The sequence below is a fragment of the Campylobacter sp. JMF_06 NA1 genome (assembly GCF_027737785.1).
Taxonomy (GTDB): domain Bacteria; phylum Campylobacterota; class Campylobacteria; order Campylobacterales; family Campylobacteraceae; genus Campylobacter_B.
The window spans coordinates 21,204-44,893 of record NZ_JAOVUA010000007.1 but is presented as its reverse complement, the minus strand read 5'-3'; the positions used below and the strand labels follow the sequence as shown (position 1 = coordinate 44,893).

Sequence of the window (23,690 nt, the reverse complement as noted above, 5' to 3'; positions counted from 1 at the left end):
ATGGTTAGCCATGAAATTTTGCTTAAAAATTTCAAAACCATAGATTTGAAAATTTTCACTCGCTCCCGCGCATACAGCGCCTATTTTGGCGTGGATTTATCTGGGTTTAATACCCTGATTTTCATGCGCGAGGCATCATCTCGCTTCATTATGCGAGATAGCGAATTTTTATTAAATTTAACCGAACAAATTTGCGCAAATTTAGGCAAAACTATCAAAAAACGAGTTTTGTTTCACAACAGCCAAATTTGCTCAAAAAGTAAAAAATTTTTAGAAGAAAACGGATTTAAAACCTATGCTTTTATGTGATATCGGCAACACACATGCCAAATTTTATGATAACGGCGCAACCTTTGCTATGGGTATCGACGAGTTTTTGAACTACGAACCAATCGAGAGAGTGTATTGTATAAATGTAAATGCCAGAGTGCAACGCAAGCTAAACAATCCCCTATTTATCGACATTACGCACCATTTCCACATAAACACCACCTACCAAGGGCTAGGAATAGATAGAATCGTCGCGTGCAGTATGGTCGAAACTGGCGTCATCGTCGATGCAGGCAGCGCTATCACGGTCGATGTCATGGAAGAAGGCACCCACCTTGGCGGATTTATCCTACCTGGAATCCACGCTATGCTTCGCACTTATGGCGAAATTTCATCTGTTTTAGATGTCAATCTCTCGACGAAAATTTCCCTAGACTCGCTCCCACAAAAAACTAGCGACGCTGTGAATTACGGCATTTTCAAACCAACAATCCTAGCCATAGCCGACATTGCCGGCGACAAGCGCATACACTTTACCGGCGGGGACGGCGCGTTTTTAATGCGACATTTCAAAAACGGCGTTTATGATAGGGATTTGATTTTCCGCGCTATGAAAAATTTAATCTCACAAAAAGGACTTTTATGATTACGATTGCGCTACCAAAGGGTCGCATTGCCGATGATACACTCAAAATTTTCAAAAGCATTTTTGGGCTAGAATTTGCCTTTGAAGACCGCAAATTAATCATGCAAGAGGGTGATTTTAAATTTCTTTATGTCCGCAACCAAGACATTCCCACCTATGTCGTCGGAGGCGCAGCAGATATCGGCGTAGTGGGGCTAGATGTGCTCGAAGAGCACAAACCAGATGTTTTGCGCCTGCTAGATCTCAAAATCGGCAAATGCAGAGTCTGCGTGGGCGTGCCAAACGAAACCGAGCTTGATTACAACACCCCAGGTATCAAAATCGCAACCAAAATGCCAAATATCACGCGCGAATACTTCGCCACCAAAGCCGTCGCCACTCAGGTCATTAAACTATACGGCTCGATCGAGCTAGCTCCGATTATCGGGCTATCAGACGCTATCGTCGATGTGGTCGAAACAGGCGCTACGATGAAGCAAAACGGCCTTAAAGTCGCCGAGGTCATCATGCACAGCTCAGCGCACCTCATCGCCAACAAAAACAGCTTTGTCATCAAACGAGATGAAATTTTAGATTTACGCGACAAACTCCAAACTGCTATCGCCTGAAATTTTAATTTGCCATTGCGAGCGAGCACGCCAAATTTGTCATTATAAGACGGCAACGCCAAGGGAGCAATCCAGTAAAATTCCCTAATCCTAAATCTGTCATTGCAAGAAATGCGAAGCATTTCAATAAAATTAAATCAGCTAAATTTAAAGCGAAGCTTTAAATTTAACCACTTCTAAGGTTTTACAGGGGTGGGGTTGGTAAGGGGGAGGGTAGCGTCTCCTAAAAAGCGCGCCCTCCCCCTTACGAAAAAAACACAGCACAGGTTAAATTCAAAAAATCGTTCAATGCTAAATTTAAATAGAATTTTGAATTTAAATTTTTCTGGATTGACTTCGCCTACGGCTCGTCCAAATGCCCCTTCGCTACGCTCATTTTGCTTCGCTCGTTACACTCGCTCGCAATGACAAAATAGGCAAAATTTGCAATTTTTCCGAAAAAATTTTAAAATTAAAAACTAAAAATTTAAAAAAGGAAAAAAATGAAAAACCTAATCCTACCCTGCCTAATCGCGCTAAGCTTCACAGGTTGCGCCTTTTTCGCGCCACGCACCACGCCACTTTGCCCAGACACCACCGCCAGCAAAATGCAGATTTCTAGCTACACAAGACAGAGCAAAGTCGCATATACATATAAATTTATAAACGCCAGCGAGCAATGCAGTGCCAAATCAAATAAATACTTCGCCAACCCAGGCGATGTCGCACTTATCAGCGTTGCAAATGGCAGTGTTTCTAGCGCGCAAATACTCTCTCGCAAAATCACCCCGGGCAAGAAAGAGAGCTACACGCCGACCAAAATCATCAAAAAACAGGTCCGCAAAAACGAAAATATCAAAGCCCCAACCGAGGAAAAAATCAGTTTTTGATAACTTACGCCCGAATTTCGCCCTTTAAATTTAACGAAAAATTAACAAAAAGGGCAAATTTCGCGCCAAAAATTATAAATTTCGCATAAATTTTACGAATTTTATCAGCCAAATTTAGTTTAACTGCAAATTTTTCACTATTAAAAATAATTCTCATTTGTTGCCATATATTTACTCAAATTTAGCTACAATCACCCTATCGAAATCAAACTCCTTTCAATATTTGCGAAGTGTTAGCGCACTTCGCTTTTTTTATGCAAAATTCAGCGATTTTGGTTAATACTCGGTAACAAAATGGTTATATTTCAGTAAAATTAAGATTGTTTTAAGCAAATAATTTAGTATTTTGTGCTACTATTACGACCATAACTTTTACAAGGAGTTCAAATGAAATTATTCAAACTTAGTTTAGCAGCTGCAATCGCAGCAGGTGCATTTGCTACATCAGCAAGTGCTGTTGCATTAGAAGATGCAATCAAAGATGTAGATGTAAGCGGTTTCGCTTGGATGCGTATTGATTCTACAAAAACAGATGATGGTCTAAAAACAGAAAACGATCACAGATGGAGATTCAAAAGCGTTGTTAATACAAATGTAAAAATCGATGACAACTTCTTCTTCGTAGCTGGTATTCGCTATGCTCACGACAATGACTGGGCAGAAGGCAGAACAGCTGATGCGGTTACAACAAAATTTGATTTATACCAAGGATACCTAGGATATAAAATCGGTGGCACTACATTCCAACTAGGTCGCCAAAAACTAGGCACATTCTTCACAGATGATATGTTTGGTGATGGTTTGAAAGTCGTTAATCAAGATATCGAGGGCTTAACTCTTGCAGCTCTATATATGGATACATTAGAGAGCGATGGCGATATCGATTTAAATGCGGCAGCAGCAACTCTTGCAGCAGATGGCAAAAGACTAGATCAACACGACCTATGGGGCGTAGCTGCTATCGGTTCTTATGATCCAGTATCTTTCCAACTATGGTATGCTGGCCTAGAAGATGTTGTTGATTTATTCGCAGTTGAGGCTGGTCTAAGCTTCGATGTTACAGAGGATATCAACCTAGGCTTAACAGCTCAATATGCTTACTCAAATTTTAGCGATGAGTATGTTGCAATCGGTGCAGATGATGCTGATTTCTTTGGTGTAGAAGCTAGCACAAGCCTATTTGGATTTGATTTAACAGCTGGCTATGTTCAATACGATACAGATTCACAAGTTCATTCAAGAGTATCTTTTGAAGACCAAGGCTCTTTCATCAGCCCAGGTGAAGACCTACTTAATTACAGAGATTTCAGAGGCGACAACCACGCTTGGTTCATCACAGCTGCTTATGCTATCGCAGACACTGGTCTAACAATCGGCGATGACTTCGTTAGCGGTGAATTCAACGATGAAGACGCTTGGGAAAATGTTGTTAGAGTTAATTACAAATACAACAAAAAACTTAGCTTCACAACTTTCTGGTCACATGTTAAATATGACGGCAAAGCTGGCGTAAAAGATAGCGAAGAAGATCACATCAGATTCCAAGCTAGATACGCTTTCTAATCATTTACTCTGATTAGGTATAATCTAGGGCGAGGGCAAAACCTCGCCCTTTTTAAATTCTATCGACAAGGTATCAAATGAAGACTTTAAAACTTTCGTTTTTAGCATGTTTTTGCGCGGGTGCGCTTTTGGTGGCCAATGAGCCAGAAGAAAGCTATGTGTTTGAGGCAAAAGGCGAGTTCGCAAAAGAGCTAAAATCCCTCATCGAAAAACATTCCAAAGACGAAAATATCACAGTCAATGTCTATAAAAACGACGGCTCAAAAGGTGGCGTGTTAAATAGTATTAAGCATAACCCTGCCGCTGCCAAAGAAGAGGGATCTAAAATTTTCGCACAAAAATGCGCCTCATGCCACGGCGCAAACGGCGAAAAACGCGCTCACGGTGTCTCTAAAAAAATCAAAAATCTATCCGCAGGGGAGATTGCTATGGCTGTGAGCAACTACGGCACAGACCATGAATTTGGTGGTAAAAAAGCATATTTAATGAACTCTGTCGCACTATCTACAACCTCGACAGAGATAGGCTATATCATCGCATTTTTGAAGGGCGACACTTCGTTCTTGCCTGGTGGTTCAGGCTCTGCGCGTGGTGGCAATACCGATATTTCGACCACTCCAAGCGAGCAAGGCTCATATCTAAAATAAAGGACAAAAATGAAAGTAGCCGTTATTTTAGCTAATGGCTTCGAGGAAATCGAAGCAATAAGCGTGGTTGATTTGCTAAGACGAGCTGGGATCGACGCGAAATTTCTCGGTTTAGAGAAAAAATGCGTCACAGGCTCTCACGGCGTGGAAATCATCGCCGATGATTTACTCGTAAATTTAGACATTAACGAATACGAAATGATAGTCTTGCCAGGCGGTTTGCCGGGTGCCGAGCATTTGGCAAAAAGCGAAAAACTAGGCGAAATTTTACGCAAATTTGACAAAGCCGGCAAAAAAATCGGCGCAATCTGCGCTGCACCTTGGGCTCTTGGCACAGCCGGGGTTTTAAAGGATAGCTACACATGCTACCCAGGCTTCGAGGGCACGATCGCGCACGCTGGCTACACCGCTAGCGCAAATGTCATAATAGATAAAAATATCATTACATCTCGTGGTCCAGCCACTGCAATGGAGTTCGCACTCGCAATCGTGCGCGAACTAAAAGGCGAACAGGCTTTTAGCACACTAAAATCCGAGCTACTTTTTAACTAAAACAAATATTTTCACTAACTCTCAATGACAAATTAGGCAAAATTTACGCCTTGATTTGTCATTGCGAGGCGACGCAGTCGCCGTGGCAATCCAATAAAATTCCATTATCTATAATCTGTCATTGTGAGAAATGCGAAGCATTTCAGTTAAACAAAATCAGCTAAATTTTAAAAAGCAACGCTTTTTAAAATTTAGCCACTTCTAAGGTTTTACAGGGGTGGGGGTTGGTAAGGGGGAGGGTAGCGTCTCCTAAAAAGCGCGCCCTCCCCCTTACGAGAAAATCAAAATTTAGCCTAAAATTTACAAAATCGTTCAATGCTAAATTTAGGTTGAATTTTGCTTTAAATTTTTCTGGATTGCTTCGAAAACTTCATTTTCTCGCAATGACAGCAAATTTAGCGTTTGGTTATTTTTACTCATAGATTGCTTCGTCGCTTTGCTTCTCGCAATGACAATAGCGAGCAAAATTTGTTTAATTTGTCATTGCGAGAATTTTGCGTTAGCAAAATTCGTAGCAATCTACAAATATGAAATTTAAGCTTAGTGTTTTTGCAGAATTTATAAAATTTCGCCTAAAATTTTAGTGTTTGTTCAATGTAAAATTTAGGTTGAATTTTGCTCTGAATTTTACTGGATTGCTTCGCTTTCTGCGAAAGCTCGCAATGACAAAATTAAGCAAATTCTCCAAATTTCAAAAAGCCAAAATTTAACCCCTTTTTGCTAAAATGAGCGCAAAATCAAAGGACATTTTATGAGCGAATTCACACATTTACACCTGCATACAGAATACTCATTGCTTGACGGTGCCAACAAAGTCAGCGAACTAGCCAAAATCCTAGCCGAGCGTGGCGCCAAGGCCTGCGCAATCACAGATCACGGCAATATGTTTGGGGCGATCGATTTTTACCAAACCATGCGCAAAAACGGCATAAAGCCGATAATCGGTATCGAAGCCTATATCCACAACCACGATGATATCGGCGATAAAAGCGACAAAAATCGCTTCCACCTAATTTTGCTAGCCAAAAACGAAATCGGTTATAAAAACCTAATGTATCTTAGCTCGCAAGCCTTTTTAAACGGATTTTACTACTATCCACGCATAAACAAAAAACTACTTCGCGAACACAGCGAGGGGCTTGTTTGCTCATCTGCCTGCCTTGCGGGCGAGGTTGAGTTTCACCTAAATTTAAGCGAACGAAACCTAAAACGAGGCGCAGGCGGATACGAAGCCGCCAAAAAGGCCGCCGCAGAATACAAAGAGATTTTTGGCGATGATTTTTACCTAGAAATCATGCGACACGGTATCGGCGAGCAACTAAATGTCGAAAAAGATCTAATCCGCATAGCGCGCGAGCTTGATATCAAACTCATCGCCACCAACGACGCCCACTACGCCTACAAAGAGCGCGCCACAGCCCACGATGTGTATCAGTGCATAGCCATGGGCAAAACCATAAACGACGGAGATCGCCTAAAACATGTCGTAAGCGAATTTTATGTCAAATCAGATGAGGAAATGCAAAGGCTCTTTGCCGATATGCCAGAGGTCATCACAAATACGCAAGAAATCGTCGAAAAGTGCGATTTGCACTTTGCTTTCGAGGAAAAGGGCTACGCTCCCACGCCACCAAATTTCAAATTTACCCTCGAATACGCTAGCAAACACGGATTAAACTTGCCTGAACCAGAGGCTAGATATAGCTTTGCCAATGATGATTTTTTGTTTGATTATCTATGCCGTGAGGGTTTAAAAGAGAGATTAAAATTTATTGATGAGGCAAAACACCAAATTTACGAAGAAAGATTAAACAAAGAGCTTGAAATCATAAAAAGTATGCACTTCTCAGGCTATATGATTATCGTGCAAGACTTCATCAACTGGGCCAAAGACCACGATATCCCAGTAGGACCCGGCCGTGGCTCTGCGGCTGGCTCGATTTGTGCGTATGCGCTTCGTATCACAGACCTAGATCCGATACCTTATAATCTGCTTTTCGAGCGATTCTTAAACCCTGCTCGTATCTCTATGCCAGATATTGATGTGGATTTTTGTCAAGCAAGGCGTGGCGAAGTAATTGATTATGTCATAAAACAGTATGGCAAATACAATGTCGCCCAAGTAGCGACCTTTGGTAAATTGCTAGCCCGTGGCGTAATCCGTGATGTCGCCAGAGTCTGCGATATGCCCCTCTCACAAGCTGACAAAATGGCAAAACTTATCCCAGAAGGTCCTGGCGTAACCCTAACTGGCGTCGGCGATCCAAGTAGCGATAAATACAAACCGGGTGCTTACGAGCAAGAGCCAAAAATCGCCGAGCTTTTGCAAAGCGATCCCACAGCCGCGCAAGTATGGGAGTTCGCGCTTCAATTAGAGGGCTTAAACCGCAACGCTGGCATGCACGCAGCAGGCGTGGTTATCTCAAACGAAGAGTTATGGCACAAGGCTCCACTTTTCAAGCAAGATAAAGGCGACGATGCGCGTATCGTCACACAGTATATGAAAAACTACCTAGAAGATGTGGATCTCATCAAATTTGACTTTTTGGGGCTTAAAACTCTCGATGTCATCGATAGCGCGCTAAAACTCATAAAAAGGCGATATGATAAAGAGATAATCTGGGAAAAAATAGATTTTAACGACCCTGCGACTTATAAAACAATCCAATCAGGCAACACGCTTGGAATTTTCCAAATCGAGGGCGCTGGCATGCAAGATTTAGCCGTAAATTTAAAGCCAGATAGATTTGAGGATATCATCGCGATGATTTCGCTATATCGCCCAGGTCCAATGGATCTAATCCCGCGCTTTATCGATATCAAACACGGACGCGAGGAAGCCTCGTATATGTTCCCACAAATCAAGGAAATTTTAGAGCCGACTTACGGAATCATCGTCTATCAAGAGCAGGTCATGCAGCTAGTGCAAACTATCGGCGGATTTTCGCTTGGCGAAGCTGATTTGGTGCGTAGAGCCATGGGTAAAAAGGACGAAAAAAAGCTAGCCCACATGAGAGAGCAGTATTTGGAGGGGGCTAAGACAAACGGCTTTGATGTCGCTAAGGCAAACGAGCTATTTGATATGATTATGAAATTTGCCTCTTATGGATTTAACAAATCCCACGCGGCGGCTTATTCGATGATTACATTTCAAACAGCCTATCTTAAAACCTACTATCCAGCCGAATTTATGGCTGGTTTGCTCACATCTGAGGAGGGAAACACAGATAAAGTTGCAAAATATATCGATGAAGCAAAACGGCTTGGTATCGGCCTCAAACAGCCCTCAATCAACCAAAGCTTGCGCGGATTTAGCGTAATCGACGATGAAGCAAGCGAATCAGGGCAGTCTATCATCTACGGACTTGGTGCGATTAAGGGCGTGGGTTCGGCTGCGATTGAAAATATCTTGGAGCTTCAAAACGAAAGGCTTTTTGAAAATATCGATGATTTTGCCACCAGAGTGGATAATTTCAAGGTCAATAAAAAGGTCATCGAGTCCCTAACATACGGCGGTGCGATGGATTGCTTGGGTAAAACTAGGCTTAGTATTATCCAAAACATGGAAAATATCCTAGATGTGATGAAAAAAATCACAGAAATCAAAAAAGACGCTCAAAGCTCGCTATTTGGCGAAGATGAGGAGATGACCGAGGGGATAAAAGTAAGCTTCGTGGAAAACGCAGAAGAATTCGCGCAAAGTGAAATTTTAAAATTCGAGCAACAAACCGTGGGCGTGTATCTCTCTGGCCACCCGCTCGATGATTATAAAGAGCAAATGAGCGGTATAGATTACCTGCTCTCATCGCAATTTGGCGAGATTACAGGCGATAATGCCGAAATTTTAAGCGTTGGGCGGATCGAGGATATCACTACTCGTATCACAAAAACTGGCAAAAAAATGGGAATTTTGACTATTTTGGATTTGCACGGCTCGTATGAACTAGCCGTATTTGACAACACGCTAAAAACTATCGAAAATTTAAGCCCCGCTGAGCTTGAAAAACCATACGCTTTTATGATAAAAATCAGCAAAAGTGCCGCTGGCGAGGGAGCGTATCAGGTCTCCTTCCTTTCAATGCTAAGCCTAGAAAACGCCAAAGACGCTGGGTTTAGACCACGCTCTGGCGTATTTTTAGAGGGAAATCCACTCAAAGTTTTCGAAAGCGAAATTTCGCCTATCGCACACAGCAAATCGAGTGAATTTGATGAAATTTTGCAAAATGATGGCTCATCAATGAAGCTTTTGTGTATCGGCAAAATCGAAAGCGTAAATTCTCGCACCACAAAGTCTGGCTCGCAAATGGCGAATTTAACCATACTCGATTTATCAGGAAGCTTCGAAGTCGCGGCATTTGGCGATGTGTGCGAAAGCGTGCTGGCCCTAAGCGATAGCGACCTAGAACGCCCGCTGGCATTTTGGGTAAGGCTTGCGAAAAACACAGGAACTTACGGCGGAAAATATCAAATTTACCTAGATGAAATTTTATCGCTCGATGAGGCGCGAAATGTCGAAAACTACGCCCCTAGCGAAGCGAAGGCTTACGGCGGCTCTGCGCGCAAAGAGAGGCGAAATTTCGGCGATAATGGCTTTGAAAAGGGCGAAAACGCCGCACTTGTGGCCTTGCAACAAAGCAAAAAAGAGCGCGAAGAACAGCGCAAAAAGGCTGTGGATTTCGAGTTTGAAATAAGTGCTAGCGAGCTAAACCGCGACAAAATTCAAAAAATCTACTCCCTAGCCTTCAACGACAGAGATTTGAAAAACTCCAAACGGCTAATTTTGCGCGTGAGGTTTGAAAACGAGGTTTTGATCTATCCTACCGAATACATCGTCGGCGACGATTTTGGCGCGAAAGTGGGCGAAATTTTAGCTGCGTGAAATTTCTGAAATTTACGAATTTTAAGAATTTAAAATCTAAATTTAGCCCAAAATTTGGGCTAAATTTATTAAATTTGATTAAATTTGGCTACGAACGGGCAAATTCCACAATCGCGCGCGCAAGTTCAAGCGTAGCGTCAAGGAAAACCTTATCCGTCTCAATAAGTGGCAAAAACAGCGGGATCTCCGTGCAGCCAGCGATATAAACATCCGCGTCAATGCTATCTAGCACGCTTTTGAAAGTCTCAACATATTCTGCGGTTTTGCCAGCTTTCACACCTTTGTAAATGCAATCCATTAGCTTGGCTTGATTTTCCTCGCCAAGCTCTACGCTGATTAATCCAGCATTTTCGAGGTGCTCATCATACACCCTAGCCTTTTTTGTGCCAGAAGTAGCCAAAACTGCGATTTTTTTGGCATTTGGATAGCGGGTTTGTATCGTGCTAACTGCGTTTTTTGCGATATGGATTAGTGGCAAATCCACAGCCTCCAAAACCCTTGGCGCAAAATAATGCGCAGTGTTGCAAACCATGACAAACGCCTCACAACCTGCATTTTTAAGGCGAGTTGCGCTTTCGATTAGCTTTGGCGTAGGATCCTCGCCCTCGCCGAAAATGCACGCCGTCCTATCCTCGATTTGCGGATAGCTATCGATTAGAAGCGGAATATTTTCTTGATCGCTTCTAGCCCCCGTTAATTCTATTGTTTTTAGATATAAATCAGCACTTGCTAGCGGTCCCATACCGCCGATTACTCCGACTCTGCGCATTTAATTCTCCCATTTTGAGGTATCTAGTTTGCCCTCTGTTTTAGCCACATATAGCGAAGCTACGACATCACCTGTAACATTCATAGATGTTCGTCCCATATCTAGTATCGCGTCGATTCCTAGTATCATACCATAAGCCACTGCCACGGTTCCAGTTACGCTGATACCTACTGATTCTAATATCAAAAGTAGCATTAGCGCGCCAGCACCAGGCACGCCGGCTGTTCCGATAGCCGCTAGCATAGATGTGATGATAATCGTAAAGTAGTTTTGAGCAGTGAGATCGATACCGCACGCATTAGCGATAAAAAGCGTGCAAACGCCCAAATATACGGTCGTTCCGTTCATATTCACAGTCGCACCCACAGGCAAAACAAAGCCGTAGATTGATTTTGGAATTCCCATTTCCTCATCAGCTGTCCTCATTGTAATCGGAAGTGTGCCGTTCGAGCTTCTGGTAACAAATGCCGTAAGCATAGGCGCGCGGACTTTTTTTAAGAATTTCGCAGGATTTATGCCAATTAGCATACAAACCACGCAGTATATCGCAAACACCTGCACCGCAAGTCCCACATATAGCGCAATCGTAACGGTCAAAAGCGAACTAATCGCGCCAATTCCAGCTTTGTTAAACACAACGAACATTAGCGCAAAAACGCCGATTGGTGCGTATTGCATAACCCAGCGAATAACCTTAAACATAATCTCGCTCATACCATCAAAAAACGCATACACAGTCTCTGCACTACGCGCAATGCGCTCATCGTCGCTACTTTTGCAATACGCTAGGCCAATTCCCACAAAAATACAAAATGCGATAATAGGCAAAATTTCGCCTTTAACGATAGCCTCAAACGGATTTGTAGGGATAATATTTAGCAGAATTTGGCTCATCGCAGGAGCGTTTGCGCTCTTTTCCACAGCTTTGGCAGCATCTAGCTCCAACCCACTACCAGGGCTGAAAATCAATCCGCACGCCAAACCTATCGCGATTGCAAACAGCGTCGTAATCGCGTAGAAAATTATCGTTTTGACGCCAACTTTACCAAGGTGAGCTGGATCAATCGAACTTGTGCCAATTATCAGCGAGCAGACGATTACAGGCACCATAATCATTTTGAGCATTCGCACAAAAAGATCACCAAACGGCGTTAAAATCGATACCCAAGTGGTATCGCCAACGGTGGCATTTTGCGGTAAAATTATACCCAAAACCGAACCCAAAACAAGCGCAATCATTATGCGCCAAAGTAGGCTTGACTCAAAATACCATGCAAATATACCGCGCTTTTTAGGCGCACTAGCGTCACTTTGCGACATTTTTTCCCCTTTAAAATATAATGTTCTTACGATTTTACAATAAATTTGCATAGAACAAATTTAATTAGGGCTGAATTTATAACGAAAGGTTAAAATTTCATTTGTTTTCTAAATTTTGCGCCATAAATTTGGCGAATTTAAAATAAGATTTACTTTATCTTTAATATAAAACAATACAATATTTATCATCTTTTTTAAGGAGGAAAAAATGCAAAGACGAACCGCATTAAAAGCCATAGTTACGGCAGCCGCAGCCGTTAGCACACTAAGCGCATACGACGAAAGCCTTATCGCAAACACCGAGGATATCACGCCCGAAGATCCAAAAAATCTAAACGATTTTGAGAAAAAACACACCCCAGAAATCACTGTGCGCGACGCCGATGAAAAGGGATATTCGCTAGTAGATGTCAATATCGGACAAGGCGGAATAATCCACCCAAGCGACGCTGATCACTGGATTTATGCGATTGAGCTTTACGCAGATGATAAACTCGTAGCCAAAGCCTCGTTAGAACCAGTCGCAAGCAGAGGATTTTTGAGCGCAAGACTAAATCTAAAAGATGTCAAAACCCTCAAAGCAATCTCTCGCTGTAACCTGCACGGAAATTTTACATTTTCGATAAATTTATAACCACTAAGCCCCAAATTCGGGGCTTTGAATTTTATTTTTTAATTTTATATAATCGTTTTTAAAAAGCTTTTAAAAAAGGCTGAAATTGTGTGGTGGTGGGCTCACCAGGACTCGAACCTGGGACCATCCGGTTATGAGCCGGATGCTCTAACCAACTGAGCTATGAGCCCGATTGAATAAATTGGATAAGCTGTAATTTTACAAAAAATTTCTTAAATTTGAGTTAAAGCGCAAAATTTCGCCAAACGCCAAATTTCTTACATGCGATACGCAATCCAACCTGCGCACGCAAATTTTAGCGCCAAATCACGACACATTACAACGCAAGAACCGCGCACATTTCGGCGCAGTATAATCCACGCAATCCACGCAATCCACACTTAAAAATATCGCCCAAATTTCGGCGCAGTATTAGCCCAAACTGAATTCAAGCGCAAACCAAATTCAAAACTCAAAGCAAATTTCGGCGCAGTGTTTAAAAGCGCAAAAGTATTTGACAAAATTTAACAACAAATTTTAAGGATTAAATTTAAAAATCCCCGCTAAATTCGGCAAATTTAACAAATTTCGCAAATTCGCCAAATTTAATCAGGGAAGAAAGAATTATTTGTTTGCTTTTTCGATATATTCGCCACGCACGGTATCTACGCGGATAACCTCGCCTTCAAGCACATGAAATGGGATTTGCACGACCGCGCCAGTTTCAAGGGTCGCTGGTTTTTTGTTGCTTCCTTGTGTATCGCCACGGAAATTTGGCGCAGTTTCGACGATTTTTAGCTCGACTACTTGCGGAACTTCCACGCCAATCGCTTTGCCGTTGTAAAACATAATGCTAACCATCATGCCATCGAGCATCCATTTTTTCGCCTCGCCCACATCCTCGTCAGCGATTGCTACTTGCTCGTAGCTCTCTGTGTCCATGAATTGGCAATACTCGCCGTCATCATAAAGGTATTGCATATCTTTTTGCTCTAAATTTGGTTCCTCGCATTTATCGCCTGCGTGGAAAGTTTTTTCCAAAACCTTACCGTCGATGAAGGATTTTAGTTTCGCGCGCACGAAAGCCGCACCCTTGCCCGGTTTTACATGTTGATACTCTACGATTTTAAACGGAATTCCATCAACTTCGATTTTAAGACCTTTTTTCAAATCGCCCATTGAATAAGCCATTTTTTCTCCTTAGTTTGGTTGCATAAAACTGCGATTATACTAAATTTAGCTTTAAATTTAGCCAAATTTAATCAAAGTAAAATTTTAAAATCCTCAGTATCAAAAAGCAAAATTTTATCATTTTTGATTTTTTCTAGCTCGCCTGAGAACCCAGATTTTGAAAACAGCGCCACCATATCGGGCGCAAGCGCGGAATTTTCGCACTTTGTAAGCAGTTCGTTTAGGACATTTTTTGAGATTTTGCGCTCTTTGTATTTGCACTCGCCCACGATCAAAAACCCCTCAAATTTCGCGAAAATATCAATCTCGCTATTTTTATCCCAATAACTCGAAATTTGCGAAATGTCGATATTTAGGTAGTTTGCGAGCAGTTCGCGGCAGAGTATCTCATAGCCAAAACTGGCATAATTATCGAAATCCTCCCTAATCTCGCCGATGACTTTTTCGTATTCGCCCTGCGCCAAAATTTGCAAATTTGGCTCGATAAACCTGAACCAAAACCGCGAGAAATTATCGTTAAAATGGACTTTGTCTGTGATTTGATAGCGTCTTAAAATTCGCGGTAATTTATCATTTTTATGCAATTTTACAGGGCGTTTTTCGTGCGATTTTTCTAAATTTAAAAACCCAGCTTCTAGCAAAATTTGCGTGATTTTTTGGGCGGTGAAGCGGGGCAGTATCTTTGCGACACCGATTTTTTTGCGATCTGATTTGGCGAATTTCATCAAAGCTTGTTTTAGCTCTTTTTCATACTCGCCGCCGAAACTAAACCTCTCGCCAATCTCCCTAAAATTCGGCAAAATTTCAGCCTCTATCGCGCTAAATACATCGTCGTATTTCGCACAAATATCAAAAGCATCGAATACGAAGTGAAATTTCAAAATTTCACCCAATTCCAAATGGCTAAATTTGCTAGCCGTGTGTTTTAACCCTAGAATTTCACCCCTCCTAAAACGGCTAATTTTAGCAAGTTTAGGTATAATTTACAAAATTTTGGAGTAAAAAATGCAAATCGAAAAAATAAAAAATGATTTAATACTAAAAGAGGGGCTCAAATACTTCGATTTCGCCGCGTCTGGGCTAGCCTGCAATAGCGTCGAGCGCGAAATCGAACGGGTTTTGCGCACTTATGCCAACACACACTCTCTTGGTGGCGAAAACGCCCACACCACGAGCGAATACTACGAAAACGCGCGCGCCAAAATCAAAGAAATGCTAGGGTGCGCTGGCAGATACTACCTCATCTCGTGCGGATTTGGCGCGACAGCCGCGATTAAAAAGTTATGGGAAATTTTAGGCATTTACCTGCCACCAAATACCAAAAAACGGCTAAATTTGACAAATTTCGCCACAAATGAGCGCGCAAAATTTCCACTAATTGTGATTTCGCCTTACGAGCACCACTCGGTCGAAATCAGCCTGCGTCAGGCTCTGTGCGAACTCGTGCGCGTGCCACTGGGTGCAGACGGGCTTATGGATTTTGACAAATTAAATGAAATTTTAGGCGCAAATAAAGGGCGCGAAATTTATGGCGTATTTAGCGCGTGTTCGAACGCCACTGGGATTTTAGTCGATTATAAGCGGGTGTTTTTGGCGCTGAAAATGCACGGCGCGAAGCTTTTCATCGACGCTAGCGCGCTTGTGGCGCATGATAATGTGGATTTGGGCTTTTGCGACGGGCTGTTTTTTGGCGCACACAAACTCATCGGCGGAGTGGGCGCGTGCGGGATTTTGGCACTGAAAAAAGAGTTTTTAGAAGGCGCGGAGCCCACATTTGCGGGCGGTGGCGCGGTAAAATACGCTGATTTTAGCACGCAAAGCTTCGTCATCGACAAAGAGAGGCTAGAAGAGCCTGGCACGCCGGGAATTACGGCGCTCATTAGGGCGTATTTGGCGCTGGATTTGCGCCGTAAGGTGGGCTTTGCGGCGATAAAAGAGCGAGAAAGCGCGCTAAATGCGAAATTTATCGATGAAATTTCAAAAATCAAAGAGATTAAAATTTACGGAAATTTAAGCGTGCCAAGGGTGCCGATTTTTGCCTTTAATATGCAAAATTTAGCCTCTGACGCCCTAGCCTCCGTGCTTAGCTCAAAATTCGAAATCCAAACGCGCTCTGGGTGCGACTGCGCAGCACCGTATGGATTTGATTTGACGGGACTTGCGCCAGATCCCGTAAATCAAACAAAACCAAGCTGGGTGCGAGCAAGCTTCTCATGGGTCAATGACGAGGACGATATCGCCTATCTCGCCCACGCACTCAAAGAAATCGTCAAAATCCGCACAAAGATAAATTTCGTAAGTGGAAAGTATCGTTGCTAATCGCCCCCGCAAGGCGGAAATACTGCGCTAGGTTTAAAAAATAATGATAAATAAAGGATAAAAAAACGATGAAATTTGATAAAAATATAAAATTCGGTGGGCAAAAGGATACCCTCCCTACGGTGCTGCAATATAGGAAGGATAACCGTTGAATAATAGCATTATTAGAAATATGACAAAAAAAGAGCAACTGTTAATTAAAGTATTGCTTAAAAATAAACTAGATGATTATAAGGATATTTATTTCAAATACTCAAATAAGGTAGTTGAATGGGGCGATTGTAGTGGTAGTTTTGATTTTGTTTATGAACAAGAAATTGATCCAAAAAGCAATCGTTCATCAATAATTTCGGAAATTCGTTTTTATGATGTCGATGAAATTGTATGCGAAGCAATATTATTGGGATATATCAATAAACAGTGTTTATATTGTATTGATATAGTAAAACTAGACGAAACTGGTTTATTGATTCAATTACCAACAAATGAAAACGAATTTTTCATACCAGAATAGGATTTAAATATGATTACTGAAATTTATGTAAAAATTTTAAATGAAGATTTGTTGGTTTGGCGACCAGTTAAAGCCAAGCTTATAAAAGAAAATATTTTTAAAATAATTGACAAAAGAGATTTTGTAAATGATTTTGATGAAAAATTAGAATTTATTTTTGACGATACAGTTGAGTGCTATTGTAAAAATGGGGAATATTATGCAAATAAACGCTTTTTATTATCCGAATAATTTTGTATTTCTAAGAACCAGTATCGTAGGGTAGGCATCTTTGCCCACCACAATCATAAATAAAGAATAAAAAATGATAAAATTCTCGGCGCAGTATCCCAAAATTTGCGAAGCGAAATTTAAATGGCAAAATTTCACGCAAAAGCGAAATTTGGCGAAATTTAAATCACAAAATCACAACCAAAAACAAAATTCCTACGATAATGCGATAAATTCCAAACGGGATAAAGTCAAATTTGCTAACAAAGCTCAAAAATAGCTTGATTGCGATAAGCGCGACCACGAAGGCAACCACACCACCAAGCAGAAAAATCCAAATATTTTGCGAATTTTGAGCAAAGGTGTCAAGGTTTTTGTAAGTATCATACAAAGTCGCCGCAAACATCGTAGGAATCGCAAGCAAAAAGCTAAAACGGGCTGCTAAATTTCGGCTAAGCCCACAAAGAAGCCCAGCGATAATAGTCGCTCCCGATCTAGAAGTGCCAGGCACCATAGCAAAACACTGCGAAAGCCCGATTATAAAGGCTTGTTTGTATGAAATTTCACTGAAATGCTCACTTTCACTCACAGGCGGATTTTTCTTGCGAAGTAGCTCGACCACGATAAAAATCACGCCCCAAATGACAAGCATATACGCAGTCGTTGCAGGCGAAAATAGCGATTTTATCGTCTTATACATCAAAAATCCGATGATTGCTGTGGGGAAAAATCCGACCATTAGTTTCACCCAAAGCGAAAAATCCTGTTTAAGCCTCTCAAAAAACATAAAAACTACCGCTAAAATCGAGCCTAGCTGGATTACGACCTCGAAGCATTTAAGCGCGTCTGTCTGCTCCAAGCCCAAAAAATGCGACGCCAAAATCATGTGTCCGGTCGAGCTTACAGGCAAAAACTCGGTCAGCCCCTCGACAACGCCTAAAATTATCGCACTAATTATATCCATTGATTATGCCTTGTAAATTTTTTATGTTTTGCGAAATGCTATTTGGTCTGTAAATCGCACTCACAAGCGCGATATAATCGGGATTTAACGCCAAAATTTGAGCTAAATTTTGCTCGCTAATCCCGCCAATTATCGCAACTGGGATTTCAAGCTCACGCTTTGCCATTTGCACGATTTCGTGCGGGCAGAGTGGGGCCTCTTTTTTGGTGGAGCTAGCAAACATTGCCCCAAACGCAGCGTAACTCGCACCGCAGCTTTGGGCGATTTTGGCCCTTTTTATATCGCTATAACATGTTACGCCAATGATTGAGTCTGCGCCCAAAAATTCGCGCACATTTTTTATTTCGCCGTCGTCTTTGCCAATATGCACGCCGTGAGCGCGGAGTTTTTTCGCCAAAGCGACATTATCATTTATGATTAGCTTCGCGCCGTAATCCTCGCAAAGCGAGATTAGCGAGGCGATGAGAGTTTCGTCTTGGCGTGGGAGTTTGGAGCGATACTGCACGAGTTTGACGCCACTATCTAAAATTTCACGCACCTGCGAAAAAACGCTAGAATTTGGCGTCAAAACATCATCGGTAAGGGCGTAAATTTCACTCATTGATTGACATTTCTATCGTTGGTTTGTTTGAGGTTTGCTCTTCTGTTTTAGGCGCAGGTTGCTCTGCACTAGGCTCTTTTTTAGGCTCAGAAGGCTTTGATTTTGGCTCATCTTTTATGCCAAAGGCACATTTGCTTACCTTTGAATATTTTTTGCCAAAAAACCCTTTTTCGCCCTCTATCGCCAAAACGCTAGCCTTCACAAACGCCTCTTTATCGTCATTTTTAGACATAGCAAGGCCAGCCCTTACCAAATCTAGCCCCAAATTTGACTTTTCGGTGCTGATATCGCAAATCAGCTCGTTTTTGCCCTCGGCTCTGATTTTTATGAAATATCGCTGGGTTGGGACGAGAAATTTTTCGATCATATTTTTTTGATCTTTTTTGAAAGTTTTTAAATCTTTTTTGTCTTTGATACATTTAGCGACTTGCTTTTCGCTAATTAGCGTAACTTCGCTAAATTTGCATAATAGCTTTGTCTTGCCCCGCTTAAAAAGCAATCTATCCTCGTCTTGGACGAAGCCTAGGAATTTCGCCACGATAAAATCGTCATTTCTCGCACACGCACTCGTAACCAAAAGCGATAAAAATATAAAAATCAGTTTTTTCATAAAAGCCCTTTAAATAGAAAAAAGCGCAAAATTTAAAAGGCTAAATTTTGCGCCAAATTTGGATTATTTTAGGTTGTATTTTTCTAAAAGTTTGTCGTATGAGCCGTCTTTTTTCATCTCATCGATTGCTTTGTTGAATTTCTCCACAAGCTCAGGATATTTGCCCTTATCGAAAGCAAAGGCAAATCCGTCGCTTCCGTCAGACTCTCTCATAAACTCCACGATATCGTCGTTTTTCTTCAAATACTCCACGCCCACAGATGAATCCACGCAAAGCGCATCAACCTTTTTGTTTTTTACTAGTAACACGCCAGCAAACACAGTTTCTGCTGGATTGACATCTGCGCTAGGAATTTCGCGGATTGCGTTTTCTTGGATTGTGCCAAGTTGCGCTGTTAGGCGTTTGCCTTTAAGGTCGTCTTTGGTTTTTAGGCTATCGTCGTCTTTGTGTTTGATATATAAATTTTCGACCTCATAGTATGGGTTTGTGAAATCCACAGCGTTTCTTCTCTCTGCTGTCGCGCTCATACCTGATCCTGCTAAATCGATTTTGCCGCTTTTTAGCGCTGGGATTAAGCCGTCAAAGCTCATATTTAAAATTTCGATTTTCAAATCTGCTCTTTTTGAAATTTCATTTACCAAATCAATATCAAATCCAGTGATAGTTGAGTTTTCATCTACGAACTCAAATGGCGGATATTCGGCGTTTGTGCCCATTACATAGACATCTTTTGCACAAGCAATTGAGCCAACCAAGCTAGCTGCCAACATAAATTTAAGAAATTTTTTCATTTCTGCTCCTTTTAATGGTTTAAAATTTTATTTAAAAAGTCTTTTAAGCGTGGATTTTGCGGATTTTCAAAAACATTTTTAGGCGTATCATCGACCAAAATATTTCCGCCGTCCATAAAAAATATTCTATTTGCCACATTGCGCGCAAAGCCCATTTCATGGGTTACGACAAGCATTGTAATGCCCTCTTTGGCAACCTCTTTCATAAGAGCCAAAACCTCGCCTATCATCTCAGGATCTAGCGCGCTTGTAGGCTCGTCGAAAAGTATCACATCTGGGTTCATCGCTAGACTTCTAGCGATTGCGATGCGCTGTTTTTGACCGCCTGAGAGTTTGTGCGGGAAAGCCTCCGCCTTGCTTTCCAAACCCACTTTTCGCAAAAGCTCCATAGCCTTTTCTTTGGCTTTTTCTGGGGTATAAATTCCAGCTTTTACCGGGGCTAGGGTTAAATTTTGCAAAACATTTTTATTCGCAAAAAGGTTAAAATGCTGAAAAACCATGCTGACTTTTTGGCGAATTTTATTGATATCGGTTTTTTTATCGGTAATGTCAGCACCAGCGATTTTGATACTGCCCTCGCTTGGGGTTTCGAGCAAATTTAAACATCTCAAAAATGTCGATTTTCCACTACCGCTTGGTCCGATGATTGCGACAATATCGCCTTTGTTTATAGTTTTTGAAATGTTTTTCAAAACACAAAGCTCGCCATAATTTTTGCTTAAATTTGAAATTTCAATCATGTCTATTTAGCCTTGATTCTAAAATTTTAACCAAAAGCGAGAAAAATTTCACACTCGCATAATAAATCACACCTGCGAAAAGTATCGGCTGAACCGTATATAGCGAGGCTTGCAGGCTTTTTGAATAAAATGTCAAATCAGTAATCGCCACAAGTCCCACGACCGAAGTTTCTTTAAAAAGGCTGATAAATTCGTTCGCCAAAGCTGGCAAGATATTTTTTATCGCTTGCGGGAAAACAATGACTTTCATCGCTGTCGAATACGATAATCCCATAGCGCGCGCAGCCTCCATTTGACCGCGATCGACGCTGTTTATTCCGCTACGGACGATCTCACAAACATAGGCTGAGCTGTTAAGACCTAGCGCTACGATTGCAGCGAAAATATTGTTTTGCCAAGTCGCAAAAACAACAAAAACAAAAATCATAAGCTGTATGATTATCGGCGTGCCACGGATGATATCGACATACTCGTCGATAATAAAATTTAAAATTTTATTATCCAAAAATTTCAAAAACGCCAAAATAAATCCCAAAACTATACCAAGCGCGATACCGCCACTTGTGAGTATCAGCGTAACACCATAAGCATTTACAAGCGCCATTTTGCGCGCGTCTGTTAAGTTATCTGGATAGCAAAAATAAATTCCTGCGCAGATGATAATCAACGAAAAAACAATCTTTAAAATTCTCTCGTTCAATCCCCAGCCTTTAAATTAAAATTTAGCCTAAAAGCATACTAAAATTTTGATAAATTTCAAGTAAATTTTGATAAAATCGCACCTTTTAAGGAGTGGAAAATGAATTATTGGATCTATGCCTCGATCGCTATGTATTTCCTAGCCCTCGTCATCATCGGCAGACACTACTACGACAAAAACGCAAGCCTAAGCGAATACCTCATCGATAATCGCAGATTAAATCCCTTTGTAACAGCTCTTAGCGCGGGTGCTAGCGATATGAGTGGTTGGATGCTTCTAGGGCTTCCTGGGGCGTTTTTTGCTACTGGAATTAGCACGGTTTGGATTGCAATCGGGCTTTGTATCGGTGCGTGGTGCGCGTATAAATTTCTCGCAAAAAGGCTTAGAATTTACACCGAAGTCGCAAGCGATAGCATTACAATCCCTGATTTTTTGGAAAATCGTTTTAAGGACAAAACAAAATCCTTGCGCATAATCTCTGGGCTTTTGATTATCGTATTTTTCACGCTATATGTTTCTAGCGGAATCATCGCGGGCGGAAAGAGCTTTGAGACATTTTTCGGGCTAAATTTCGCTTACGGCGCGATTGCGACGATTTGTATCGTTGTGTTTTATACATTTTTTGGCGGATTTAAGGCTGTGGCGATAACAGACGCATTTCAAGGCGCGTTAATGTTTATCGTGCTGATTATGATTCCAGCCTTTTCGTTTAATGCGCTACAAATCCCAGATAGTTCGAGCTTTTGGGGCGAGGTATCAAAAATCAGTCCGTCGCATTTGGATTTGTTTGAGGGGCAAACTTTTCTTGGAATTTTGGGGCTTTTGTCATGGGGGTTTGGCTATTTCGGACAGCCTCATATCATCGTGCGATTTATGGCGATTAGAAATTCAGCCGAGATGAGCTCTGCGCGCAGAATTGGCATTTCGTGGATGGTTTTTGGACTGCTTGGGGCGATGGCTAGCGGACTAATCGGCCTAGTGTATTTTCACCAAAACTCCCTTAGTATCAGCGATCCAGAGAAAATTTTCCTAGAACTTGGCAAAATTTTCTTCCACCCATTTATCCTTGGCGTGATTATTTCAGCCGTGTTAGCTGCGATTATGAGCACGATTTCTAGCCAGCTTTTGGTCAGTGCTAGCTCGGTTACGAAAGACTTCATTTTCGCATTTTATAAAAAAGAGGTCTCATCAGCCACGCAAACCCTAGTCTCCCGCCTCGCTGTCGTTTTCATCGCGGTGCTAGCTACGATTGCGGCATTTTTGTGGGACGATAGCGTCTTAAATGTCGTCGGACACGCTTGGGCGGGCTTTGGCGCGAGTTTTGGCGCGGTACTGCTTTTTAGCCTGTATTCTAAGCACATGAGCGCTTTAAGCGCGCTGTGTGGCATGCTAGTGGGCGGAATCACCGTCATAATCTGGATAATTGCCGATTTATCGGGCTATATTTATTCGCTACTGCCTGGATTTACATTTTCGATGATTGCCATAATGCTAGTCAATAAATACAACTCCGTGCTAGATAAAATGGCGGACGAGCCGAATTTAAGCGAAATTTCAATCGAATTTGAAAAAATGAAAGCACGAAACGAAAGCGAGAAAAAATAATGTTAAATTTGAAAATGGCAAAAGATTTAATCTCAGGCGCAATTTCACAGCCAAATTTAATCGCGCATTGCGAAAATGTAATGGCCGCAATGGGGGCTATGGCGGAGCATTTCGGCGAGGATAAAGAATACTGGCAAGCGATCGGCTATCTACACGATTTCGACTATGAAAAATTCCCAGACGAGCACCTAGCGCACACAGCTGTGCCACTTTTGGGCGCTAGCGTAGATGAAGCTAGCGTGCGGGCGATACTCAGCCACGGATACGGCATTTGCACTGATATCGAGCCGATTTCAAATTTAGAAAAAAGCCTATTTTGCGTCGATGAGCTAACAGGCATAATCGATGCTTGCGCCAAAATGCGCCCAAACGGTTTTGCGGATTTAGGCGCTAGCAGTGTAATGAAAAAATTTAAAGATAAAAAATTTGCCGCCAAATGCGATAGAAGCGTGATTTTAAAGGGTTGCGAAATGCTTGGCATGGATATCAAAGAGATCGTAGAAATCTGCATAAAAGGCATGAGAGAACTGCACCAGGCCTGACACAGCAGTGAAATTTTAAATTTCAAATTTCTGCAAAATACTGCCCCGAAATTTTAAATTCATAGATTGACACGAATTTTGCTTGCTATTGTCATTGCGAGGAGCAAAGCGACGAATCAAAATATGCAATTACGGCTTTGTGCTTAAAATGAAAGGATAAAAGGTA

27 protein-coding genes and 1 tRNA gene are annotated in these 23,690 nt (G+C 41.8%); 15 read left to right on the top strand and 13 right to left on the bottom strand.

The genetic code is table 11. From position 1 onward, the window contains the following. The 4 genes from OFO07_RS07425 to OFO07_RS07410 all read left to right on the top strand — a co-directional run bounded on the left by OFO07_RS07425 (position 1) and on the right by OFO07_RS07410 (position 2,393). Positions 1–309, top strand: a complete 309-nt coding sequence (locus OFO07_RS07425) for a hypothetical protein (protein ID WP_270871500.1) — start codon at positions 1–3, stop codon at positions 307–309. Next, on the top strand, positions 296–916 hold the full coding sequence (locus OFO07_RS07420) for a type III pantothenate kinase (RefSeq protein WP_270859747.1): 621 nt from the start codon (positions 296–298) through the stop codon (positions 914–916). Before OFO07_RS07425 ends, OFO07_RS07420 begins: the two co-directional genes overlap by 14 nt. Beyond that, the gene (gene hisG, locus OFO07_RS07415; RefSeq protein ID WP_270866573.1) at positions 913–1,524 is read left to right on the top strand and encodes an ATP phosphoribosyltransferase; all 612 of its coding nucleotides are present in this window, start codon (positions 913–915) and stop codon (positions 1,522–1,524) included. Before OFO07_RS07420 ends, hisG begins: the two co-directional genes overlap by 4 nt. A gap of 482 nt (positions 1,525–2,006) precedes the next feature. Continuing rightward, the gene (locus tag OFO07_RS07410) at positions 2,007–2,393 is read left to right on the top strand and encodes a hypothetical protein (RefSeq protein ID WP_270871499.1); all 387 of its coding nucleotides are present in this window, start codon (positions 2,007–2,009) and stop codon (positions 2,391–2,393) included. Positions 2,394–2,397: 4 nt separating this feature from the next. On the opposite strand, the gene OFO07_RS07405 is transcribed toward OFO07_RS07410, so the two are convergent. Further along, complete coding sequence (locus tag OFO07_RS07405) at positions 2,398–2,550, bottom strand: hypothetical protein (protein ID WP_270865383.1); 153 nt, start codon at positions 2,548–2,550, stop codon at positions 2,398–2,400. A gap of 230 nt (positions 2,551–2,780) precedes the next feature. Here OFO07_RS07405 and OFO07_RS07400 point away from each other — a divergent pair, with 230 nt between their 5' ends. The 4 genes from OFO07_RS07400 (at position 2,781) to dnaE (ending at position 10,034) form a co-directional block, all read left to right on the top strand. Further along, positions 2,781–3,956 carry an OprD family outer membrane porin gene (locus tag OFO07_RS07400; RefSeq protein ID WP_270871498.1) on the top strand — a complete coding sequence of 392 codons (1,176 nt, stop codon included), beginning with the start codon at positions 2,781–2,783 and terminating at the stop codon, positions 3,954–3,956. 77 nt (positions 3,957–4,033) lie between these two features. Then, the gene (locus OFO07_RS07395; protein ID WP_270859752.1) at positions 4,034–4,603 is read left to right on the top strand and encodes a c-type cytochrome; all 570 of its coding nucleotides are present in this window, start codon (positions 4,034–4,036) and stop codon (positions 4,601–4,603) included. Between the two features lie 9 nt (positions 4,604–4,612). Further along, complete coding sequence (locus tag OFO07_RS07390; RefSeq protein WP_270871497.1) at positions 4,613–5,155, top strand: DJ-1 family glyoxalase III; 543 nt, start codon at positions 4,613–4,615, stop codon at positions 5,153–5,155. 751 nt (positions 5,156–5,906) lie between these two features. Then, positions 5,907–10,034: a DNA polymerase III subunit alpha gene (dnaE, locus tag OFO07_RS07385; RefSeq protein ID WP_270871496.1), complete on the top strand. Its 4,128-nt coding sequence runs from the start codon at positions 5,907–5,909 to the stop codon at positions 10,032–10,034. 88 nt (positions 10,035–10,122) lie between these two features. Here the strand turns inward: dnaE and OFO07_RS07380 are convergent, their stop codons facing one another. Beyond that, entirely contained in the window at positions 10,123–10,803 is a 681-nt protein-coding gene (locus OFO07_RS07380) for an aspartate/glutamate racemase family protein (RefSeq protein WP_270868881.1), read from the bottom strand. Next, a complete protein-coding gene (locus OFO07_RS07375) occupies positions 10,804–12,123 on the bottom strand; it encodes a dicarboxylate/amino acid:cation symporter (protein ID WP_270871495.1) in 1,320 nt (439 codons plus the stop codon). It abuts the gene before it with no gap. Between the two features lie 208 nt (positions 12,124–12,331). Between OFO07_RS07375 and OFO07_RS07370 the strand changes: the two genes are divergently transcribed. Further along, positions 12,332–12,757 carry a desulfoferrodoxin family protein gene (locus tag OFO07_RS07370; RefSeq protein ID WP_270862763.1) on the top strand — a complete coding sequence of 142 codons (426 nt, stop codon included), beginning with the start codon at positions 12,332–12,334 and terminating at the stop codon, positions 12,755–12,757. 93 nt (positions 12,758–12,850) lie between these two features. On the opposite strand, the gene OFO07_RS07365 is transcribed toward OFO07_RS07370, so the two are convergent. After that, a tRNA-Ile gene (locus OFO07_RS07365) sits at positions 12,851–12,927 on the bottom strand. A 91-nt stretch (positions 12,928–13,018) separates the two neighbouring features. Between OFO07_RS07365 and OFO07_RS07360 the strand changes: the two genes are divergently transcribed. Further along, positions 13,019–13,141, top strand: coding sequence for a hypothetical protein (locus OFO07_RS07360; RefSeq protein ID WP_270871494.1), 123 nt, complete (start codon positions 13,019–13,021; stop codon positions 13,139–13,141). A gap of 219 nt (positions 13,142–13,360) precedes the next feature. Here the strand turns inward: OFO07_RS07360 and efp are convergent, their stop codons facing one another. Both efp and OFO07_RS07350 read right to left on the bottom strand, forming a co-directional pair. Then, positions 13,361–13,927 (bottom strand): elongation factor P, encoded by a 567-nt coding sequence (gene efp, locus OFO07_RS07355; protein ID WP_270859759.1) that lies wholly within the window; start codon positions 13,925–13,927, stop codon positions 13,361–13,363. 71 nt (positions 13,928–13,998) lie between these two features. Continuing rightward, the gene (locus OFO07_RS07350) at positions 13,999–14,826 is read right to left on the bottom strand and encodes a DUF234 domain-containing protein (protein WP_333720490.1); all 828 of its coding nucleotides are present in this window, start codon (positions 14,824–14,826) and stop codon (positions 13,999–14,001) included. 106 nt (positions 14,827–14,932) lie between these two features. On the opposite strand from OFO07_RS07350, the gene OFO07_RS07345 reads away from it, so the two are divergent. The 3 genes from OFO07_RS07345 to OFO07_RS07335 all read left to right on the top strand — a co-directional run bounded on the left by OFO07_RS07345 (position 14,933) and on the right by OFO07_RS07335 (position 16,991). Next, positions 14,933–16,246, top strand: coding sequence for an aminotransferase class V-fold PLP-dependent enzyme (locus OFO07_RS07345; protein ID WP_270871493.1), 1,314 nt, complete (start codon positions 14,933–14,935; stop codon positions 16,244–16,246). A gap of 148 nt (positions 16,247–16,394) precedes the next feature. Beyond that, positions 16,395–16,760, top strand: coding sequence for a DUF6984 family protein (locus OFO07_RS07340; protein ID WP_270871492.1), 366 nt, complete (start codon positions 16,395–16,397; stop codon positions 16,758–16,760). 9 nt (positions 16,761–16,769) lie between these two features. After that, a complete protein-coding gene (locus tag OFO07_RS07335; protein ID WP_270871491.1) occupies positions 16,770–16,991 on the top strand; it encodes a hypothetical protein in 222 nt (73 codons plus the stop codon). Here OFO07_RS07335 and OFO07_RS07330 read toward each other — a convergent pair. The 7 genes from OFO07_RS07330 to OFO07_RS07300 all read right to left on the bottom strand — a co-directional run bounded on the left by OFO07_RS07330 (position 16,980) and on the right by OFO07_RS07300 (position 21,377). Beyond that, positions 16,980–17,129: a hypothetical protein gene (locus OFO07_RS07330; protein WP_270871490.1), complete on the bottom strand. Its 150-nt coding sequence runs from the start codon at positions 17,127–17,129 to the stop codon at positions 16,980–16,982. The genes OFO07_RS07335 and OFO07_RS07330 overlap by 12 nt on opposite strands. A 28-nt stretch (positions 17,130–17,157) precedes the next feature. Next, positions 17,158–17,934 carry an undecaprenyl-diphosphate phosphatase gene (locus tag OFO07_RS07325; RefSeq protein WP_270871489.1) on the bottom strand — a complete coding sequence of 259 codons (777 nt, stop codon included), beginning with the start codon at positions 17,932–17,934 and terminating at the stop codon, positions 17,158–17,160. Beyond that, positions 17,921–18,535: a thiamine phosphate synthase gene (gene thiE, locus OFO07_RS07320; protein ID WP_270871488.1), complete on the bottom strand. Its 615-nt coding sequence runs from the start codon at positions 18,533–18,535 to the stop codon at positions 17,921–17,923. The genes OFO07_RS07325 and thiE overlap by 14 nt, the downstream gene beginning before the upstream one ends. Continuing rightward, a complete protein-coding gene (locus OFO07_RS07315) occupies positions 18,528–19,145 on the bottom strand; it encodes a hypothetical protein (RefSeq protein WP_270871487.1) in 618 nt (205 codons plus the stop codon). Before OFO07_RS07315 ends, thiE begins: the two co-directional genes overlap by 8 nt. Before the next feature lie 63 nt (positions 19,146–19,208). After that, the gene (locus OFO07_RS07310; RefSeq protein ID WP_270871486.1) at positions 19,209–19,937 is read right to left on the bottom strand and encodes a basic amino acid ABC transporter substrate-binding protein; all 729 of its coding nucleotides are present in this window, start codon (positions 19,935–19,937) and stop codon (positions 19,209–19,211) included. Between the two features lie 11 nt (positions 19,938–19,948). Further along, positions 19,949–20,677: an amino acid ABC transporter ATP-binding protein gene (locus tag OFO07_RS07305; RefSeq protein ID WP_270871485.1), complete on the bottom strand. Its 729-nt coding sequence runs from the start codon at positions 20,675–20,677 to the stop codon at positions 19,949–19,951. After that, positions 20,670–21,377: an amino acid ABC transporter permease gene (locus OFO07_RS07300; protein ID WP_270859767.1), complete on the bottom strand. Its 708-nt coding sequence runs from the start codon at positions 21,375–21,377 to the stop codon at positions 20,670–20,672. The genes OFO07_RS07305 and OFO07_RS07300 overlap by 8 nt, the downstream gene beginning before the upstream one ends. 99 nt (positions 21,378–21,476) lie before the next feature. Here OFO07_RS07300 and putP point away from each other — a divergent pair, with 99 nt between their 5' ends. Together putP and OFO07_RS07290 are read left to right on the top strand one after the other, a co-directional pair. Continuing rightward, positions 21,477–22,982, top strand: a complete 1,506-nt coding sequence (gene putP / locus OFO07_RS07295) for a sodium/proline symporter PutP (protein ID WP_270871484.1) — start codon at positions 21,477–21,479, stop codon at positions 22,980–22,982. Between the two features lie 14 nt (positions 22,983–22,996). After that, a complete protein-coding gene (locus OFO07_RS07290) occupies positions 22,997–23,524 on the top strand; it encodes an HD domain-containing protein (RefSeq protein ID WP_270871483.1) in 528 nt (175 codons plus the stop codon). Positions 23,525–23,690 lie beyond the last annotated feature (166 nt).

Coding starts and splice junctions, on each gene's coding strand:
- OFO07_RS07425 (WP_270871500.1), top strand. CDS start 1: ATGGTTAGCCATGAAATTTTGCTTAAAAATTTCAAAACCATAGATTTG.
- OFO07_RS07420 (WP_270859747.1), top strand. CDS start 296: ATGCTTTTATGTGATATCGGCAACACACATGCCAAATTTTATGATAAC.
- hisG (WP_270866573.1), top strand. CDS start 913: ATGATTACGATTGCGCTACCAAAGGGTCGCATTGCCGATGATACACTC.
- OFO07_RS07410 (WP_270871499.1), top strand. CDS start 2,007: ATGAAAAACCTAATCCTACCCTGCCTAATCGCGCTAAGCTTCACAGGT.
- OFO07_RS07405 (WP_270865383.1), bottom strand. CDS start 2,550: ATGAGAATTATTTTTAATAGTGAAAAATTTGCAGTTAAACTAAATTTG.
- OFO07_RS07400 (WP_270871498.1), top strand. CDS start 2,781: ATGAAATTATTCAAACTTAGTTTAGCAGCTGCAATCGCAGCAGGTGCA.
- OFO07_RS07395 (WP_270859752.1), top strand. CDS start 4,034: ATGAAGACTTTAAAACTTTCGTTTTTAGCATGTTTTTGCGCGGGTGCG.
- OFO07_RS07390 (WP_270871497.1), top strand. CDS start 4,613: ATGAAAGTAGCCGTTATTTTAGCTAATGGCTTCGAGGAAATCGAAGCA.
- dnaE (WP_270871496.1), top strand. CDS start 5,907: ATGAGCGAATTCACACATTTACACCTGCATACAGAATACTCATTGCTT.
- OFO07_RS07380 (WP_270868881.1), bottom strand. CDS start 10,803: ATGCGCAGAGTCGGAGTAATCGGCGGTATGGGACCGCTAGCAAGTGCT.
- OFO07_RS07375 (WP_270871495.1), bottom strand. CDS start 12,123: ATGTCGCAAAGTGACGCTAGTGCGCCTAAAAAGCGCGGTATATTTGCA.
- OFO07_RS07370 (WP_270862763.1), top strand. CDS start 12,332: ATGCAAAGACGAACCGCATTAAAAGCCATAGTTACGGCAGCCGCAGCC.
- OFO07_RS07360 (WP_270871494.1), top strand. CDS start 13,019: ATGCGATACGCAATCCAACCTGCGCACGCAAATTTTAGCGCCAAATCA.
- efp (WP_270859759.1), bottom strand. CDS start 13,927: ATGGCTTATTCAATGGGCGATTTGAAAAAAGGTCTTAAAATCGAAGTT.
- OFO07_RS07345 (WP_270871493.1), top strand. CDS start 14,933: ATGCAAATCGAAAAAATAAAAAATGATTTAATACTAAAAGAGGGGCTC.
- OFO07_RS07335 (WP_270871491.1), top strand. CDS start 16,770: ATGATTACTGAAATTTATGTAAAAATTTTAAATGAAGATTTGTTGGTT.
- OFO07_RS07325 (WP_270871489.1), bottom strand. CDS start 17,934: ATGGATATAATTAGTGCGATAATTTTAGGCGTTGTCGAGGGGCTGACC.
- thiE (WP_270871488.1), bottom strand. CDS start 18,535: ATGAGTGAAATTTACGCCCTTACCGATGATGTTTTGACGCCAAATTCT.
- OFO07_RS07315 (WP_270871487.1), bottom strand. CDS start 19,145: ATGAAAAAACTGATTTTTATATTTTTATCGCTTTTGGTTACGAGTGCG.
- OFO07_RS07310 (WP_270871486.1), bottom strand. CDS start 19,937: ATGAAAAAATTTCTTAAATTTATGTTGGCAGCTAGCTTGGTTGGCTCA.
- OFO07_RS07305 (WP_270871485.1), bottom strand. CDS start 20,677: ATGATTGAAATTTCAAATTTAAGCAAAAATTATGGCGAGCTTTGTGTT.
- putP (WP_270871484.1), top strand. CDS start 21,477: ATGAATTATTGGATCTATGCCTCGATCGCTATGTATTTCCTAGCCCTC.
- OFO07_RS07290 (WP_270871483.1), top strand. CDS start 22,997: ATGGCAAAAGATTTAATCTCAGGCGCAATTTCACAGCCAAATTTAATC.